Annotated in this window: 15 protein-coding genes and 1 riboswitch; of the genes, 7 read left to right on the forward strand and 8 right to left on the reverse strand. The window is 50.0% G+C overall.

Features of this window, described 5'->3' with window-relative positions:
* The coding region (locus tag HOLDEFILI_RS10480; protein ID WP_006059639.1) for a PTS sugar transporter subunit IIA at positions 1-1,032 on the forward strand (1,032 nt) is incomplete at its 5' end.
* Positions 1,033-1,100: 68 nt separating this feature from the next.
* Here HOLDEFILI_RS10480 and HOLDEFILI_RS10485 read toward each other — a convergent pair.
* Positions 1,101-1,805 (reverse strand): sugar isomerase domain-containing protein, encoded by a 705-nt coding sequence (locus tag HOLDEFILI_RS10485; RefSeq protein WP_006059640.1) that lies wholly within the window; start codon positions 1,803-1,805, stop codon positions 1,101-1,103.
* Positions 1,806-1,984: 179 nt separating this feature from the next.
* On the opposite strand from HOLDEFILI_RS10485, the gene HOLDEFILI_RS10490 reads away from it, so the two are divergent.
* Positions 1,985-2,812 (forward strand): MurR/RpiR family transcriptional regulator, encoded by an 828-nt coding sequence (locus HOLDEFILI_RS10490; RefSeq protein WP_006059642.1) that lies wholly within the window; start codon positions 1,985-1,987, stop codon positions 2,810-2,812.
* 119 nt (positions 2,813-2,931) lie between these two features.
* Here HOLDEFILI_RS10490 and HOLDEFILI_RS10495 read toward each other — a convergent pair whose 3' ends face one another.
* The 5 genes from HOLDEFILI_RS10495 to HOLDEFILI_RS10515 form a co-directional block, all read right to left on the reverse strand.
* Entirely contained in the window at positions 2,932-3,477 is a 546-nt protein-coding gene (locus HOLDEFILI_RS10495) for a hypothetical protein (RefSeq protein ID WP_006059643.1), read from the reverse strand.
* A 180-nt stretch (positions 3,478-3,657) separates the two neighbouring features.
* A complete protein-coding gene (locus tag HOLDEFILI_RS10500) occupies positions 3,658-4,203 on the reverse strand; it encodes a hypothetical protein (RefSeq protein ID WP_006059644.1) in 546 nt (181 codons plus the stop codon).
* Positions 4,204-4,264: 61 nt separating this feature from the next.
* The gene (ligD, locus tag HOLDEFILI_RS10505) at positions 4,265-5,200 is read right to left on the reverse strand and encodes a non-homologous end-joining DNA ligase (protein ID WP_006059645.1); all 936 of its coding nucleotides are present in this window, start codon (positions 5,198-5,200) and stop codon (positions 4,265-4,267) included.
* Complete coding sequence (gene ku, locus HOLDEFILI_RS10510) at positions 5,197-6,006, reverse strand: non-homologous end joining protein Ku (RefSeq protein ID WP_006059646.1); 810 nt, start codon at positions 6,004-6,006, stop codon at positions 5,197-5,199. The genes ligD and ku overlap by 4 nt, the downstream gene beginning before the upstream one ends.
* A gap of 297 nt (positions 6,007-6,303) precedes the next feature.
* On the reverse strand, positions 6,304-7,239 hold the full coding sequence (locus tag HOLDEFILI_RS10515; RefSeq protein WP_006059647.1) for a hypothetical protein: 936 nt from the start codon (positions 7,237-7,239) through the stop codon (positions 6,304-6,306).
* Between the two features lie 220 nt (positions 7,240-7,459).
* Here HOLDEFILI_RS10515 and HOLDEFILI_RS10520 point away from each other — a divergent pair, with 220 nt between their 5' ends.
* Positions 7,460-7,798: a hypothetical protein gene (locus HOLDEFILI_RS10520; protein ID WP_006059648.1), complete on the forward strand. Its 339-nt coding sequence runs from the start codon at positions 7,460-7,462 to the stop codon at positions 7,796-7,798.
* A gap of 168 nt (positions 7,799-7,966) precedes the next feature.
* Here the strand turns inward: HOLDEFILI_RS10520 and HOLDEFILI_RS10525 are convergent, their stop codons facing one another.
* Together HOLDEFILI_RS10525 and HOLDEFILI_RS10530 are read right to left on the reverse strand one after the other, a co-directional pair.
* Positions 7,967-8,896 carry an alpha/beta hydrolase gene (locus tag HOLDEFILI_RS10525; RefSeq protein WP_006059649.1) on the reverse strand — a complete coding sequence of 310 codons (930 nt, stop codon included), beginning with the start codon at positions 8,894-8,896 and terminating at the stop codon, positions 7,967-7,969.
* A 174-nt stretch (positions 8,897-9,070) separates the two neighbouring features.
* The gene (locus tag HOLDEFILI_RS10530; RefSeq protein WP_006059650.1) at positions 9,071-9,943 is read right to left on the reverse strand and encodes a putative ABC transporter permease; all 873 of its coding nucleotides are present in this window, start codon (positions 9,941-9,943) and stop codon (positions 9,071-9,073) included.
* Between the two features lie 176 nt (positions 9,944-10,119).
* A riboswitch (Fluoride riboswitch) is annotated at positions 10,120-10,193 on the forward strand.
* Between the two features lie 71 nt (positions 10,194-10,264).
* Here HOLDEFILI_RS10530 and HOLDEFILI_RS10535 point away from each other — a divergent pair.
* From HOLDEFILI_RS10535 to HOLDEFILI_RS10550, 4 genes are all read left to right on the forward strand, one after another.
* Positions 10,265-11,470: a cation:proton antiporter gene (locus HOLDEFILI_RS10535; RefSeq protein WP_039864679.1), complete on the forward strand. Its 1,206-nt coding sequence runs from the start codon at positions 10,265-10,267 to the stop codon at positions 11,468-11,470.
* Positions 11,471-11,494: 24 nt separating this feature from the next.
* Positions 11,495-11,809 carry a hypothetical protein gene (locus tag HOLDEFILI_RS19770; protein ID WP_039864680.1) on the forward strand — a complete coding sequence of 105 codons (315 nt, stop codon included), beginning with the start codon at positions 11,495-11,497 and terminating at the stop codon, positions 11,807-11,809.
* A 15-nt stretch (positions 11,810-11,824) separates the two neighbouring features.
* Positions 11,825-12,511, forward strand: a complete 687-nt coding sequence (locus HOLDEFILI_RS10545) for a class II aldolase/adducin family protein (RefSeq protein ID WP_006059654.1) — start codon at positions 11,825-11,827, stop codon at positions 12,509-12,511.
* Between the two features lie 69 nt (positions 12,512-12,580).
* A complete protein-coding gene (locus HOLDEFILI_RS10550) occupies positions 12,581-13,999 on the forward strand; it encodes a rhamnulokinase (RefSeq protein WP_006059655.1) in 1,419 nt (472 codons plus the stop codon).
* Positions 14,000-14,048 lie beyond the last annotated feature (49 nt).

The following is a 14,048-nucleotide window of genomic DNA, read 5'->3' on the forward strand; positions in this document are numbered from 1 at the left end:
GAAATGGACACCTTTGTAACCCGAATCCTGCTTGAGATCCAGCGCCAGTTTCAGCTTGATTTAACTTTAAACGCGAATCTGCGCATTGCATTAGCGCTGCATCTAATCCCGCTGTTAACCCGGTTAAAATATAACATGCAGCTGACCAACGACATGAAAGATGAAATCAAGGCAAGCTTCCCATTCGCTTATGAGCTTTCCGTAATCACCTCGGATATGATTCAGAATACTTATCATTATGCACTATCCGATGACGAAATATCCTATATCGCAATTCATTTCAGCAATCATATCGAACAGCTTTATCAACAGAAAAAAGAGAAGAAAAAAATTCTGATCATCAGCTGTGCCAGAAGCAGTAATTCACTGCTGATCTACAGTAAAATCCAAAAGAAATTCGTTCAGGATATTAATGCATTTACGATTATTCAGATGGACAAATTGGATTCAATTACTCCCGACGAGTTTGACGCAATTTTGAGTACATCGCTGAAGTATCCGAAGATTCCGGAAAAAGCCATTAAAATAAGTGAATATATTGATGAACAGGATTGTAAAATCATTTCATCCTTGTTGAATGACGACTATGAAAAAATTCATGTGAAGAATTATATTACGAAAGAGCTAATCTATGAAGGAAGACTGAATGATAAAAATCAACTGCTGAAAAAGTTATGTGAACTTGCGGCTCAAAAATACAATTTTGATTTATCTGAATTACTCGCTTCCGTATTAGAAAGAGAAAAACTGGGTTTTACTTCTTATGGAAACTATGTCGCCGTTCCACACACAATGACGAGAATCAGTGACGAAACCTTTATTACAGCAGGTCTTCTTCACACTCCTTTAAAATGGGATGAAGATAACGTTGTATATCTGGTTATTCTGATATCTTTAGGAAAAAAAGAAAATCATGATCTTTACAGTTTATACAGTAGTTTATCAAAACTGATTTCAAATAAAGATTTCATTGAAACGCTCATTAAAACTCCCAGCATTGATAAACTATTAGACTTTATTCAGCTCACTTAAAAAAAGGAATTCTGCACTTAGAATTCCTTTTCTGTTTTCATTGCCATTCAATTCGTTTTCGAGCTGAATTACATGTGATACATGCGGTCGAAATACTGCGCTAACAGACGATCGTTGTATTCCGGGCCGCCGTCGATGTTCTGAGATTTGAAGACTGGCGGAACGATGCCTTCTTCCAGCAGCATCTGCGCTGTGCGATAGACACAGGCCTGAATCAGAATTGCCGTGGTGATCGCGGACATCCCGCAAATCCGGGTGTCCAGGCCTTCGACGTCAATCGAAGCATCCCCATCCATGACGCAGTTGTCGATGACGACATCCGCTAGCTGCCACAGGTTCTTGCCGCAGGAATGCTTCGGCGTCAGGTTTTTCGAGGCTTCCAGCGAAGTGATCGCAACGACCTTCGCGCCCTTTTCATGCGCCGCCAGAGCGATTTCTACCGGTAATGGATTGCGTCCGGAATTGGAAATCAGAACGACGACATCATTCGGACGAACGTCAACTTTCTTCATGAAGGAAGTGCCGACGCCCTCGATTCCTTCATAAGCGCCGCTGGCTGGTTCTTTGATCTGCTTGGTCGGGATGAATCCGCCGGCTCTGAAGCACAGCTCGCTGGCCCCCGCTTGAGAATGGCCGGATCCGAATGCCTGCAGCATACCGCCGTTTTTCAGCGCATCCGCAAACAGTCGGGCTGTTTTTTCCACATTTTCTTCCTGTGTGGTTTTCAGTTTCTGAATAAGACCCTCGACGACATCGTAAACCTTGTTCTCCATCTTTCTTCCTCCTTGGGTATTTTATCCAAACAATTTGCGGTTTTATTTGGATTATTTACCCATAGATTACTGCATTCCGCTGGATCTGTCAAGCATTCCAGTTGTTTTTTGATTAACTTATTTGTAGTTATTGTTTTATTTCTGTATAATTAAATCATAAGACTAGAGGGGGAACGCCCATGTTTAAAGCAAAATTAAAAGCTGTTTATCAGGATTTAACACAATCCGAAAAACTCGTCGCTGATTACATTCTTGAACATATTGATGAAATCAAGACGATTACGTCCCATCAGCTGGCCCTCAATACCCACATCGGCCAGTCCACGATCATCCGCTTCTCGCAGAAGCTCGGCTACAACAGCTTCCGGGAACTATTAGCGGATCTGTCGGCGATCCCGCGGCAGGATCTGGTGCGGGAAGAAATTCAGGTCAACGAATCGATGAACGATACCAACCGCAAAATCATCGCGCAGTATCACGATATCGTCGAAGTGACGTTTGAGAACAACAAAGAGGAAACGATCCAGCAGGCGTGTGAAATGCTGACAAGTGCGAAAAAGATTATTTTGTTCGGCATCGGAAGTTCTAACTTATTCTGTGAATATCTTGCCAATCAGCTGGTCAAGATGGGATTGTTATGCGTGACGAGTCAGACGCCGCATACGATCTACTCGCTGATCGATCAGTCGAAAAAGGATACCGTCCTGTTCCTGATCTCGGAATCCGGGGAAACCCGCGAGGTTATCAAGGCCGCTTCGATCGCCAAGGAACATGACATGCCGATCATCGCGATGACGCGGATGGCGAAGAACACGCTGCACAGCTTCGCGGATCTGATCTTAAAGACCGTTTCTTTTGAAACCGAAACCCGCCTGAACGTCACAACGATGCGCTGTTCCCAGCTGTATCTGATCGACGCTCTGTATTTAAATATCATGAAGAGTAATTTCAATAAGTTCAGCAAGATGATTGAACGGGCGGAGCTGCTTTCCGACCGCAAGCTGTAATTCAACGATACACATTCCGGCTTTCCGGCGCTTGCCTTCACAACAAATGCAGAGAAATTGAAAACAGCGGTTTCTGAGGATTGCCTCAGACCGCTGCTTTTATTTTGACTTCTTCAAGCTCATTCGAACTTCAGTGATTTCACCGCTGCTTCGATCTCGGCTTCATGTGCGGCATATGTTTCGCTGCTCATGATGACGACCGCGAACAACTGAGGAAGCTCTGCATTCTCCCCGCCAAAGATATAATACTCCATTCGTTCTCCGTCAATCTCACGGAGGCAGCGGATCCCGGTCAGACCGCTGGCGGTTTGATACGGCGTCGTTTCAAACAAGGTCTCATCGACGGAAAACGGTGAATACAGGGCAGCCATCACGGCAAACATCTGATTTTCTTCCGTATCAAACGGGTAGCGGACACCGACGGTAGGGCTGCCCTCCCGTTCCTCATCGCCTTCATAGCCGAGCAGCTCTATTCTTTCCCAGGTTTTTGGAACTTCCAGCGTAAATTTTACGCCGCTGTCCTCGAAGGTGTAAACCGTCAATTCCTCTTTGACTTTCCCCTCTGCTTCCGGCGTCGATGCAGGCACCTCCGGCTTTTTCTGCCCACAGCCGCCCAGTGTCAGTACCAGACTCAGGCCGAGCAGTCCGATTGCGATTTTTTTCAAAGGATTAACCTCGCTTTCTTTTCACCGTTTTTATCCGGATTGATAGTTCCATTCTAGCACAATCCTGCTTGATTGATACCGGGCTCTTCTTTAAGCTCCATCAAGGAACCAAGCTGGAAACGCCGATATCTTAGAGGAAAGAACCGGCAGCCTTCTTTACCAGTCCGTAAAAAAGGCCGGTCAGAAACGTGTCTTGACCGACCAGTTATCCAGCTCCTCAAGCTGGACTGTGCCGTTGCCTGCTTTTTTCCCGTTGATCCAACGCACCAGCAGCTCCGCCCGCTGCCCGTCGCTGACGCGGATCAGGATCGCCCCCTGCTGCGTGGATACGCTCACGGTATGCATTCCTTTGTAGCCCGGCCGGGTTTTCTCCCACGGATTATCATTGTGGTAGGCTTGCAGCACCTCGTCATACCGGCAGCATGTCAGCTTGTCCAGACTGGCCGATAAGATCTCCTGTTCACTGAAGAACGTCGTATCGATGCAGCGGTACGGTTCATGAAGCGGATGCGCCTGCAGGAACGCCCGGATCTTCTGACGCTGCCTGAACCAGAAAGCCATCGCGGCCAGCCAGCTGAAAACAGAAATTCCCGCCAAGATGAGCCAGAAGCTGTTTTGCGTCACCAGTGCCACAACGAAGAAAAAACAGACCAGAAACGCCGTCATGCCGATATAAAAGCGGCAGCGGTCAAGATTTGCGGAATCAAACACCTGAAATACGGTCATGCTTATCCGCCTCCTTCCTGATCTTATTGTACTTCTTTTTCTTATTTAAAGAAAGGATAATTTACTCAGATTCGTCAATTTTGCATTCTTTCGCCGTTTTATCCTCCCGGAAACCTTTCAGCACCGGCTGACGCAGGGAACCGGCCGCCGTTTTGTCCATATACTTGACGGTACAGACCAGCTTCGGTTTCAGCCAGACGGCTTGTTCATGATTCTTCGGCGTTTCCGGAAACGGACATATTGCTGTGACCGGGAGCTTCTTTTTTAACAAGGCTTCGCTGACGCCCAGCGTGACATGTCCTTTATACACAAGCGTTTTTCCCTGGTATTGCCCCAGCACCAGACTTAACACATTGCGCTCTTTCTGAATGTAGCCGCAGACCGCGAAATCCTCGTCCTTCAGATTCTTGATCTTGATCCAGGAGCTTGTCCGCCTGCCGCATTGATACAGACTGTTTTTCTCTTTGGCGACGATCCCTTCGAGGTTTTGCCGCTGTGTCCAGGCATACAGCTTTTCCCCTTCATACAGATAGACCCGCGAACAGACGGCGGTTTCACTTTCCTTAAAACTTTTCAGTTTCTCCTTGCGTTTGACTAACGGCAGTCCGGTCAGGTCTTTTCCGTTATACTCCAGGATATCGAAGACGATGAACGTCGCCAGATCGCTTTCCTGCGCCAATCGGATGCGGAAGGCGCTGCGCAGCATTTCCCTGCGCTGCAGCGCGTAGAAGTCCGGCTTGCCGTCATGGAAAACGACGATCTCCCCGTCCAGGACCGCGGATTTCGGCAGACAACGATGCAGGGTCAGCAGTTCGGGAAACTGATCGTTCAACAGTTTGTCGCGCTTGTTGATCAATTCCGTATGATCCGAACAATAGGCCAGGCAGCGGGTGCCGTCCCATTTGATTTCATAGAGATAGTCCTCGCTGTCAAACGCTTCCTCGCTGCGGCCGATCAACATCGGAGCATAGCCGTGCTGATCAAACAGATCGCTCATGATAAGCTTTTCCCGGTCCGTTTGCGCGTCGTCCTGGCCTTGGCCGCACCGGCGGTCGTCTGCTTCAGGCTCTGGCTCAGGGCTTCCATCAGATCCACAGCCTGAACACTCTGTTTTTCCTTCACCTTCACGATTTCCTGACTATGGATTTTCCGCTCAATCAAATTGCGCAGCCGTTCCTGATACTCATCATGATAATCCGCGATGTCAAACGGACCGCTGAGCTGATCGATCAGCTGCTTCGCCATCGTGACTTCCGCCTTGGTCAGCTTGCTTGCGGTTTTGGCCGGCGCCGTGACGATCTCATCCTCAAAATACAGCGAGGTCACGCGCATCCCATCCTCCACGGCCCGGATCAGCAGCAGCGCCTCTTTGGTTCCCAGCACTGTGCGGGCCACCGCCGCTTTCTTAGTTGCGAGCATCGCTTCCCGCAACAGATCAAACGCCTTCTGTCCTTGCTTATCCGGCTGGGCATAATAGTTTTTCTCAAAGTAAATCGGATCCACTTCCGCCTCTTTGACAAATTTCAAAATCTGGATCGTCTTGTCCTTCTCCGTCTGGATTTTTTCTAAATCCTCCCCGCTGATGATGACATATTTATCTTTTTCATATTCATAGCCTTTGACAATTTCATCCTGTTTAATTTCTTTATTGCAGGAAGGACAGAATTTTTTATAGCGAATTCGTTCGCCGGTTTTCTTACACAGCTGGTTAAAGCTCAGATCATGCTCCCGCACTGCTACCTGCAGCTGGATCGGAATATGCACCAGACCAAACGATATTGCGCCCTTATGCGCGCTCGGCATCGCGATCACCCCATTTCAGGGATAGTATGGATGGTTTAAGATTAAATCATTACGCGGATCGTTGCCAGAGCTTCCAAAGCCTGACCGATGCCGAAGATGATCGAAAACATAAAAACAGTACGGTGTTTTCACTCTTTTCCCGCATCCTATTTCGATTTCATCAAAACAGCGGCCCTCTTTGTAGGACCGCCGCTCGGTGTTTTATTTCTTATTCAACTCATCCTTCTCAGCTCGACTTCAAAGGTCTTAACTTACGCTGATAATCCGCAGAAAAGATTTCACTTAACGCTATGAACTTTATTCTTCCAGAATCCGATAGAAGCCTTCGATGGCGACGTAATTCCCAGTTTTCTCCATCACCAGACAATAACGCTGTTTCCCAGCGGCGAGCTGCGTGCAGCCAGGATCCTCGGTGTCGATCTCGATCAACGCCGCCGACTCGTTCCCCGCCATGGCCATCTCCAGGACTTCCGCCGACTTGATTTTCACGCTTTCCCACAAATCGAAGCCCGTTTCGCTGCACGGTGCATTTCTTGGATAAAGCGCCAGGAGATCAAAGTAATTTGTTTCTGTCAGCGCGGTCACAAAGGCATCGATGAGTTCTGATTCTTCCCCCAACATCACAGAAGCCCGGTTCTTGCATTCCGGCTTTTCCCGCAGCGTGTCGATCTTTAACCCGTCAGACTCCGCCAGTGTGATCCAATATTGTGAATACAACAGCTGATCACAATCCAGCCAGGTTAAATCAAGTTTGACAATGCCGTCGGCTTGATAATGAATCGCATATTCCTGAATTTTCGGCATTGCCGGTATAAATTCAACCTGATCTTCTTCCCGGGCTAATAAGGTATTAATCAAATCGGCGTCGCGGTCGTTGAGCGATTTGACCAGCTGATCGATCAAGTGGATCAGCGCTGGTTCATCAGGATAGGGAATTTCATCCGCCACCGTCAACGAACAACCCGCGGCCGGATCCGAAATGGAAATCCGTTCCAACTGATTTTCATCTTCAAGATTCACTTCTAAATCATCAAAAACAAAGGTTGGAAGGGATTGGACTGATGGAGTCGCGGTCGGTTCAGTTTCCTTGATTTCAGGCGTCCGCTCCAACTCCGGCGTCGGCGTTGGTTTTACTCCCTTATTTTCATTCAATCTTGCCCAACCGGGAATGACCGTGACGATGACAATTATTCCTACTAACCCCAAACCGGCCGCAATCATTTTCTTATTCATTTTCTTCTCCTCTGAGGATTCACACTTTCCTTTAGATAACGACCTGTTTTATCTCTGTTGCGATGACCACGCTTCAGGATTTTCTCAGGTTCGCATTTGCTTCCTTATTTTGTAACTTCGCTTGTTTTCAGCCGTCAATCTATTTATACTTTAATTATAGTGAAACAACTGGATCTTTCCAGTTAGAATCAAAGAAAGAACACCGGAGAGGAGGCTTTTTATGAAAAACGTTAAAGCTTATTTTCAGTATCTGTTGTTTGTCGACCGCCGGCAGCCGGTGATCACCCTGGGCGACCGGGATTATACCGGCAGCGATGCGCTGCTGGATGAACGGATCAAAACGCGCCGGCAGCTGTATGCCTTCCGTTTGTTTTATCTGGTTGTTGTCGTCAGTCTGATGATTTATGTTTTCCACCTTTCGTCCTTTGCCGCCATACTCTCGTTAATCCCGGCAGAGCTGATTTTCCTGGTTTTTAAAATGCCGGCTGATTTTCTTGATCAGCTGGTTCCCGCGGACGCTGCCGATTCCGCGCAGACATCCACGCCTAAGCTGAATTGATCCTGTATCCTTAATCTTAACTACTACTGGAGAACTAAGTTCTGACGACGCTCCAGAAAAGATGAAATGTGCTGATTCCATGTGGAAAAAGCACATTTTTCATTTTCAATAACCCACTTTTCATCCAATCCCTTAAAAGATTCCCGATCTTACATCGCTTTTGGTATCTCATTTTTCACAAGAAAAGCATTTCTTTAAGAACGTGATTCTTTTTGCGATCTGCGTTCTGGCAATTTGCGTCTGAATTGCGGAATCATAACCGTGAAACGTTCCTTCTGTTTCATTCAAATCCACGTTTGCTCCGGCTTCACGCAGTCTTTCCGCATACAAGACCCCTTCGTCATACAGACAATCATACTCCGCGGTTTCAATGTAAGTCTGCGGGATCATGTCCGGCAGATCGTTCTGCATCGGCGAGGCCTTTCTGATCAGGACGCTGTCCGCCTTCTTTAAATAGAGCTTCCACATTTTCCGGTTGTTGCGAGAATTCCACAATGGCGTATCTGAATACTGCGCCATGGACTGCGTGGACATCGTCGCATCGACAGCCGGATAGACTAACATCTGCGCGCAGGGAAAGGGCAGAGCTTCCGCCGTTATCTGGTTGCAGAGCGTTGCCGCCAGTGTTCCGCCGGCGCTGTCTCCCGCAATACCGATCCGGGTTTGATCGATCCGCAGGCTTTCTGCATTTTCAACTATCCACCGGAGTGCGGCCAGACAGTCCTCATAAGCTGCCGGGTAAGGATATTTCGGCAGTAGATGATAATCCGGGAAAACCACCCGGCAGCGAACCTCCGCCGCATAGAGGCAGGCCAGCTTTTTATGATAAACCGACGCTTTATAACTGAACGCGCCGCCATGGATCATCAACAAACAGGGAAGCACGTCTGTCACCGCCGCCGGTTCATAAATATCAATCGGTAATTTCCGGCCGTTTTCCGTCAACAAAACCCGTCGGCAGGCAACTCCGTCAGGAATTTTCGTGCATTTCAACGCGAGTGTTTGATACGGTTTCGCCACCAGGATCATGAACCGGTTATACGGAATTTTCTTTGCGATGCCTTTAAGCTGAGGATCAATTCCACGGATATCCTTCATCAACAATTCTCCTCAATTCATTCGCCGGTTCCACTTTCCGGAAGGAAATGAATTTTTCTGTTCTCAGTATATCATATCCGCCTTGAATACAGCCTGCCTTCTTTCTCCGACGTCTGATAGTCGGGTAAAGCGAATTTCCGACAACGGTGTTTCCTTATGAAAACAGGGCCGCAATCAGCGGCCCAGCGTGTTTTCGATCTTTTCAGCGATTGCTTCTTTTTTATCATTAATCGCCTTTTTTGTACGGTTGCGGGTCTGATCTACCCAGGCGCGGAATTCATTGGAAAACTCCGGATTGACCTGATAAGGGAAAGCCTTGTTCAGACGGGAACGGATTTTAAACGTCCGCTTCGGCATCAGATCGATCCGGCTGACCATCTTATCAATGATCGCCGACAGCTGTTCATCAGCGTCCGTCGAATCCATCACTGCCTGAATCCGCTCATAAAACGGCACGTCCTCGCCTACCTGACCGACGTTCTTCATCGCTTCACGCAGCTCCTGCATACACTTTTCCAGCTCGACAAATTCCTTGTTTCGCCGCAGCAGCGCATGCACGGTCTTGAACACATCAGTGGAGAAATAGATCAGCAGCGCGGCATTGATCACCCACAACAGCGTCAACGGAATCCGCTGGACGGCGCTGAGGATCGGCGGGTGAATGACGTAGACCACAAACAGGCACATCAAGCCGAACAGCGTCGAATTCAACAGGCAGATCCGGCCGTTGAGATTAAAACGATACCGGGAATAATCCCACCACCGGGTATGAAACATTTTCTCCATCACATAGCTGGTCAGATATTCCAACGCGCTGGTAATGACGACGCCCCAGAGAAAAACCATGCCGAACGAATCAGCCACCGGTTCCAGCAGCGTCAGTACAAAAACGCCGCCAAAGCCGTAAATCGGGCAGTAAGGGCCAGCTAAAAAACCGCGGTTAATCCATTTCCGCTGCCCGATAGAACAATAAATACACTCGCAGACCCAGCCTAAAAAGCTGTAAATAAAAAACAAGATTATCGCTTGTGCCGGAGTTTCGATCATAATACCCCTCCTGTTTCGTGATTATTCTACGCCGTTCGTCTGATTTTCAGTCGCTTTCCAGTTCGATTTCTACAAAGTTCAGGCTTATGCCTGTACCCCATTATACACGCTGCGGCTTTTCCTCACAACTGCCGGATTTCTTACAATCTTGACATTGTGTCCAAAATCGGGTTTAATAAAGGACAGGGAATGATTTCTCCCCTGGCAATCCGCCTAAACCGCTGTTTCAGCTGATGACTTCTATGTGTTTTTCGCATAGGCCGTCAGCTTTTTTTGTGGATTATCGCAGGAAAGCAGGAGAAATCAAAGGAGGAGAAGAACATGTTGACCAGTCTTGCGTTGTTGTTTTTAGTGGGAATTTTGTTCAGCCAGATCCTGGAGCGGCTGCGGCTGCCCGGTTTGCTCGGAATGATTTTAACCGGAATTTTATTAGGCCCGTATGGCTTAAACTGGTTATCTGACAGCTTGATGAATATAGCGGCGGAGCTGCGGCAGCTGGCCTTGGTGCTGATCCTTCTGCGGGCCGGACTGGCGCTGGATTTGAACGATTTAAAACGGGTGGGCCGGCCGGCGATCCTGCTTTGCTTTGTCCCGGCCGCGGTGGAAATTCTCGGCTATATTCTGCTGGGATCAAGGCTGCTGGGGTTATCCATGGTGGAATGCGCGGTCATGGGTGCGGTGATCGCGGCGGTTTCTCCGGCGGTGATCGTGCCGCGGATGTTGAAACTGATGGAGGAAAAGCGCGGAACGGATCAATCTATTCCGCAGATGATCATGGCCGGCGCTTCGGCGGACGACGTGTTTGTCATTGTGTTGTTTTCCAGCTTTCTGACTTTGGCGCAGGGGGGAAAGATGACGGCCGCCTCGCTGCTTCCCGTCCCGGTTTCCATCATCACAGGCGTGCTGACCGGGGCCTTGATCGGGCTGATGCTGTGCTGGTTTTTCCGCAGCGTGCATCTGCGCGATTCCATCAAGGTGTTAATCCTGATGAGCGCGGCGTTTCTGTTATTGGAAGCGGAAACGCAGCTGAAAGCGATCCTTCCGTTTTCCGCATTATTGGCGGTGATGGCGATGGGGATCGCGATTTACAGCCGGTATCTCGTTTTAGCCCAACGGCTGTCGCAGAAGTTTTCACGGCTGTGGGTCGGCGCGGAAATGATGTTGTTTGTGCTGGTCGGCGCGGTCGTTAATCCTGCCTATCTGTTCAAGGCGGGCGGGCCGCTGATGCTTTTGATCTTGATGGCGCTGCTCTGCCGGATGGCGGCCGTGGCGGTCTGTCTGATCAAAACGCCGTTAACCCGGAAGGAACGGCTTTTCTGCATGATCGCCTATTGTCCGAAAGCGACCGTCCAGGCTGCAATCGGTGCGGTTCCGCTGAGTCTGGGCTTGGCCTGCGGCGAGCTTGTCTTAAGCGCGGCGGTGATGGCGATTCTGATCACAGCGCCGTTGGGGGCGCTGGGGATCGATCTGACTTACCGGCGATGGCTGAAAAAAGCAGAGCCGTTGCCCGCTGAGGCAGAATCTTGAATTGATATCGAAGACGAGCAAAGAATGTTCGTCTTTTTTGTGTGTAAAATTTTTACAAAGGAACTTTATATCCTTGAAATTCAGCTCGTTGAACGGAATCCGGAATCTGGTTTCTCCTCTTCATCGCGCTTATCCCGGCACGTTCAAATTCATTGTTTTCCGGCATTTTCACGGAAAATTCAAAGAGCACTCCCGATCGCATTGACCGCGATGATTTCACAGAAGCGCCTGGTTGCGCATGTTTCTTTCCTTTCCGATTTTATCGGTCTTTTTTCTGATGTCAGCGGTTTCATTCTGCGCTTGCATGCGCTGGAAGATTATGCCACAATTATCTTATAGGGAGGATGAAACATCATGAATGAACAGGAAATCCGCGAACAGATCTGCGATGTCTGCCACAAAATGTGGCAGCAGGGCTGGGTTGCGGCCAACGACGGCAACGTGTCCGTCAAGATCGGCGAGGATCTTTATTTAGCGACGCCGACCGGCATCTCGAAAAGCTTTATCACACCGGAAAAGCTGATTAAAATCAATGGTAAAGGCGAGGTGCTGGAAGCGCTGGAGGGCTACCGGCCGAGCAGCGAAATCAAGATGCATCTGCGCTGTTATCAGGAGCGCGAGGATGTCGGCGCTGTGGTTCACGCGCATCCGGCCACCGCGACCGGGTTTGCCTGCGCGCATGTGCCGATGGATGATTACGCGATGATCGAATCGGTCATTGCGATCGGCTCGGTTCCGATCGCGCCGTACGGCACGCCTTCGACCGACGAAGTTCCGGAAGGCATCGCACCGTTTTTGAAGGAGCACGACGTCATCTTATTGGAAAACCATGGCGCGCTGACCGTCGGCTGCGATCTGATCACCGCGTATTACCGCATGGAGACGCTGGAGCTGACAGCCAAAATCATGCTGAACGCCCGGCTGTTAGGCGGGGTCAAGGACATCTCGCGGGAAAACATCGACCGGCTGGTCACAATGCGCGACACGACCTATCACGTCACCGGAAAGCATCCGGGCTATAAGAAATATTCCGGGAAATAGCGATGGAACCGTGCGTACTTGCGATTGACTTAGGCGCCAGCAGCGGCCGTGTGATCGCCGCGCTGAGTGATGGAAAGAACGCTGCGCTGTCATGAGATCCACCGGTTTGCCAACGAGCCGGTGGCCTGCTGCGGTTCGCTGTACTGGGACGTCTTATCCTTGTTTAATCAAATCAAAAAAGGCATTGCTCTTGCCGCGCAGCGCTACGAGGTAAAATCGCTGGCAATCGACACCTGGGGCGTAGATTTCGGCCTGCTGGACGAAAGCGGCAGGCTGATTGAAAATCCGGTCTGTTACCGCGATGAGCGGACCCGCGGAATCCTGGATGTGTTAAGTGAAACCATTCCGATGCCGGAGCTGTTTGCCCAGACCGGCAACACGCCGGACGAAATCAACACGCTGATGCAGCTGGCAGCCTTGAAAAACCAGCGGCCGGAAGTGCTGGAGCGGGCGCATCGGCTGTTGTTCATGCCAGATCTGATCGGGTATTTCCTGACGGAAAAGCAGGCGTGTGAGTTCACGATTGCCTCGACCTCGCAATGCCTCAATCCTGAGCGTACCGGTATTCATACAAAGCTGCTTGAGCGGTTAGGACTGCGGTCGGATTTATTTGCGCCGCTGTGCTATCCGGGTGAGGTATTGGGAACGTTAAAACCGGAAATTGCCGTGGAGTGCGGCTGCGGAGAGATCGACGTCCTGTTGTGCGGAGCGCACGATACGGCCAGTGCGATCTACGCGCTGCCGACGGAGGAAGACCATCCGTTATTCTTAAGCTGCGGGACCTGGGCGATCACGGGTCAGATTCTCGATCAGCCGGTGATTACCGAAGCCAGCGCCCGGCTGGGTGTTTCCAACGAAGGCAGCCCCGGCGGCAAGACCCGGCTGGTACGCAACCTGACCGGGCTGTGGATCATCCAGCAATGCAAGGCTGAGCTGGAACGCCAGGGAACGGTCCTGACCTACGATGAAATTGAAGCGACGATGGACAAAGCCCAGGGCTACGGCGGCCTGATCGATACCCAGGCCCCGACCTTCCGCGAGTTCGGCCAGACAATCGAACGGATTCACAGCTATCTGAGAGCGACCGGCCAGCCGCTGCCGCAGAGCCATGGCGAGCTGTTCTGGTGCGTTTACCAGAGCCTGGCCGCACAGATGAAGCTGGCGTTCGACGAGCTGGAAGCCCTGACAGGACAGCCTTCAGACACGCTGTATATGGTTGGAGGCGGCTGTCAGTCTGCCACGCTGCGCCAGAAGATCGCCGACGCCACCGGAAAACGCGTCATTGCCGGACCGGTCGAGGCCACGGCGCTGGGCAACATCGCCGTGCAGCTGATCGCGGAAGGTTTGGCAGCGGACCATGCCCAGATCACCGCGCTGATTCAGCACAGTGAGAAAATCATGACGGCCGTTCCGCAGACCTCCATGACTTCCCAAATCATCCGACTGAAACAATTGAAAACTCAGGCGCTGGACTACGAAACCGCCTGATCAGAACAATCCATAAAATAGGAAATTAGAAAACAGAAAAAGGAGAACA

The sequence above is a fragment of the Holdemania filiformis DSM 12042 genome (genome assembly GCF_000157995.1).
In the GTDB taxonomy this organism is placed as follows: Bacteria; Bacillota_I; Bacilli_A; order Erysipelotrichales; family Erysipelotrichaceae; genus Holdemania; species Holdemania filiformis.

Bases quoted from the DNA above. Each gene is read 5' to 3' on its own strand.
- HOLDEFILI_RS10485 (WP_006059640.1), bottom strand. From the start codon at position 1,805: ATGGAGAACAAGGTTTACGATGTCGTCGAGGGTCTTATTCAGAAACTG.
- HOLDEFILI_RS10490 (WP_006059642.1), top strand. From the start codon at position 1,985: ATGTTTAAAGCAAAATTAAAAGCTGTTTATCAGGATTTAACACAATCC.
- HOLDEFILI_RS10500 (WP_006059644.1), bottom strand. From the start codon at position 4,203: ATGACCGTATTTCAGGTGTTTGATTCCGCAAATCTTGACCGCTGCCGC.
- ligD (WP_006059645.1), bottom strand. From the start codon at position 5,200: ATGAGCGATCTGTTTGATCAGCACGGCTATGCTCCGATGTTGATCGGC.
- ku (WP_006059646.1), bottom strand. From the start codon at position 6,006: ATGCCGAGCGCGCATAAGGGCGCAATATCGTTTGGTCTGGTGCATATT.
- HOLDEFILI_RS10515 (WP_006059647.1), bottom strand. From the start codon at position 7,239: ATGAATAAGAAAATGATTGCGGCCGGTTTGGGGTTAGTAGGAATAATT.
- HOLDEFILI_RS10520 (WP_006059648.1), top strand. From the start codon at position 7,460: ATGAAAAACGTTAAAGCTTATTTTCAGTATCTGTTGTTTGTCGACCGC.
- HOLDEFILI_RS10525 (WP_006059649.1), bottom strand. From the start codon at position 8,896: ATGAAGGATATCCGTGGAATTGATCCTCAGCTTAAAGGCATCGCAAAG.
- HOLDEFILI_RS10530 (WP_006059650.1), bottom strand. From the start codon at position 9,943: ATGATCGAAACTCCGGCACAAGCGATAATCTTGTTTTTTATTTACAGC.
- HOLDEFILI_RS10535 (WP_039864679.1), top strand. From the start codon at position 10,265: ATGTTGACCAGTCTTGCGTTGTTGTTTTTAGTGGGAATTTTGTTCAGC.
- HOLDEFILI_RS19770 (WP_039864680.1), top strand. From the start codon at position 11,495: ATGTTCGTCTTTTTTGTGTGTAAAATTTTTACAAAGGAACTTTATATC.
- HOLDEFILI_RS10545 (WP_006059654.1), top strand. From the start codon at position 11,825: ATGAATGAACAGGAAATCCGCGAACAGATCTGCGATGTCTGCCACAAA.
- HOLDEFILI_RS10550 (WP_006059655.1), top strand. From the start codon at position 12,581: ATGGAAAGAACGCTGCGCTGTCATGAGATCCACCGGTTTGCCAACGAG.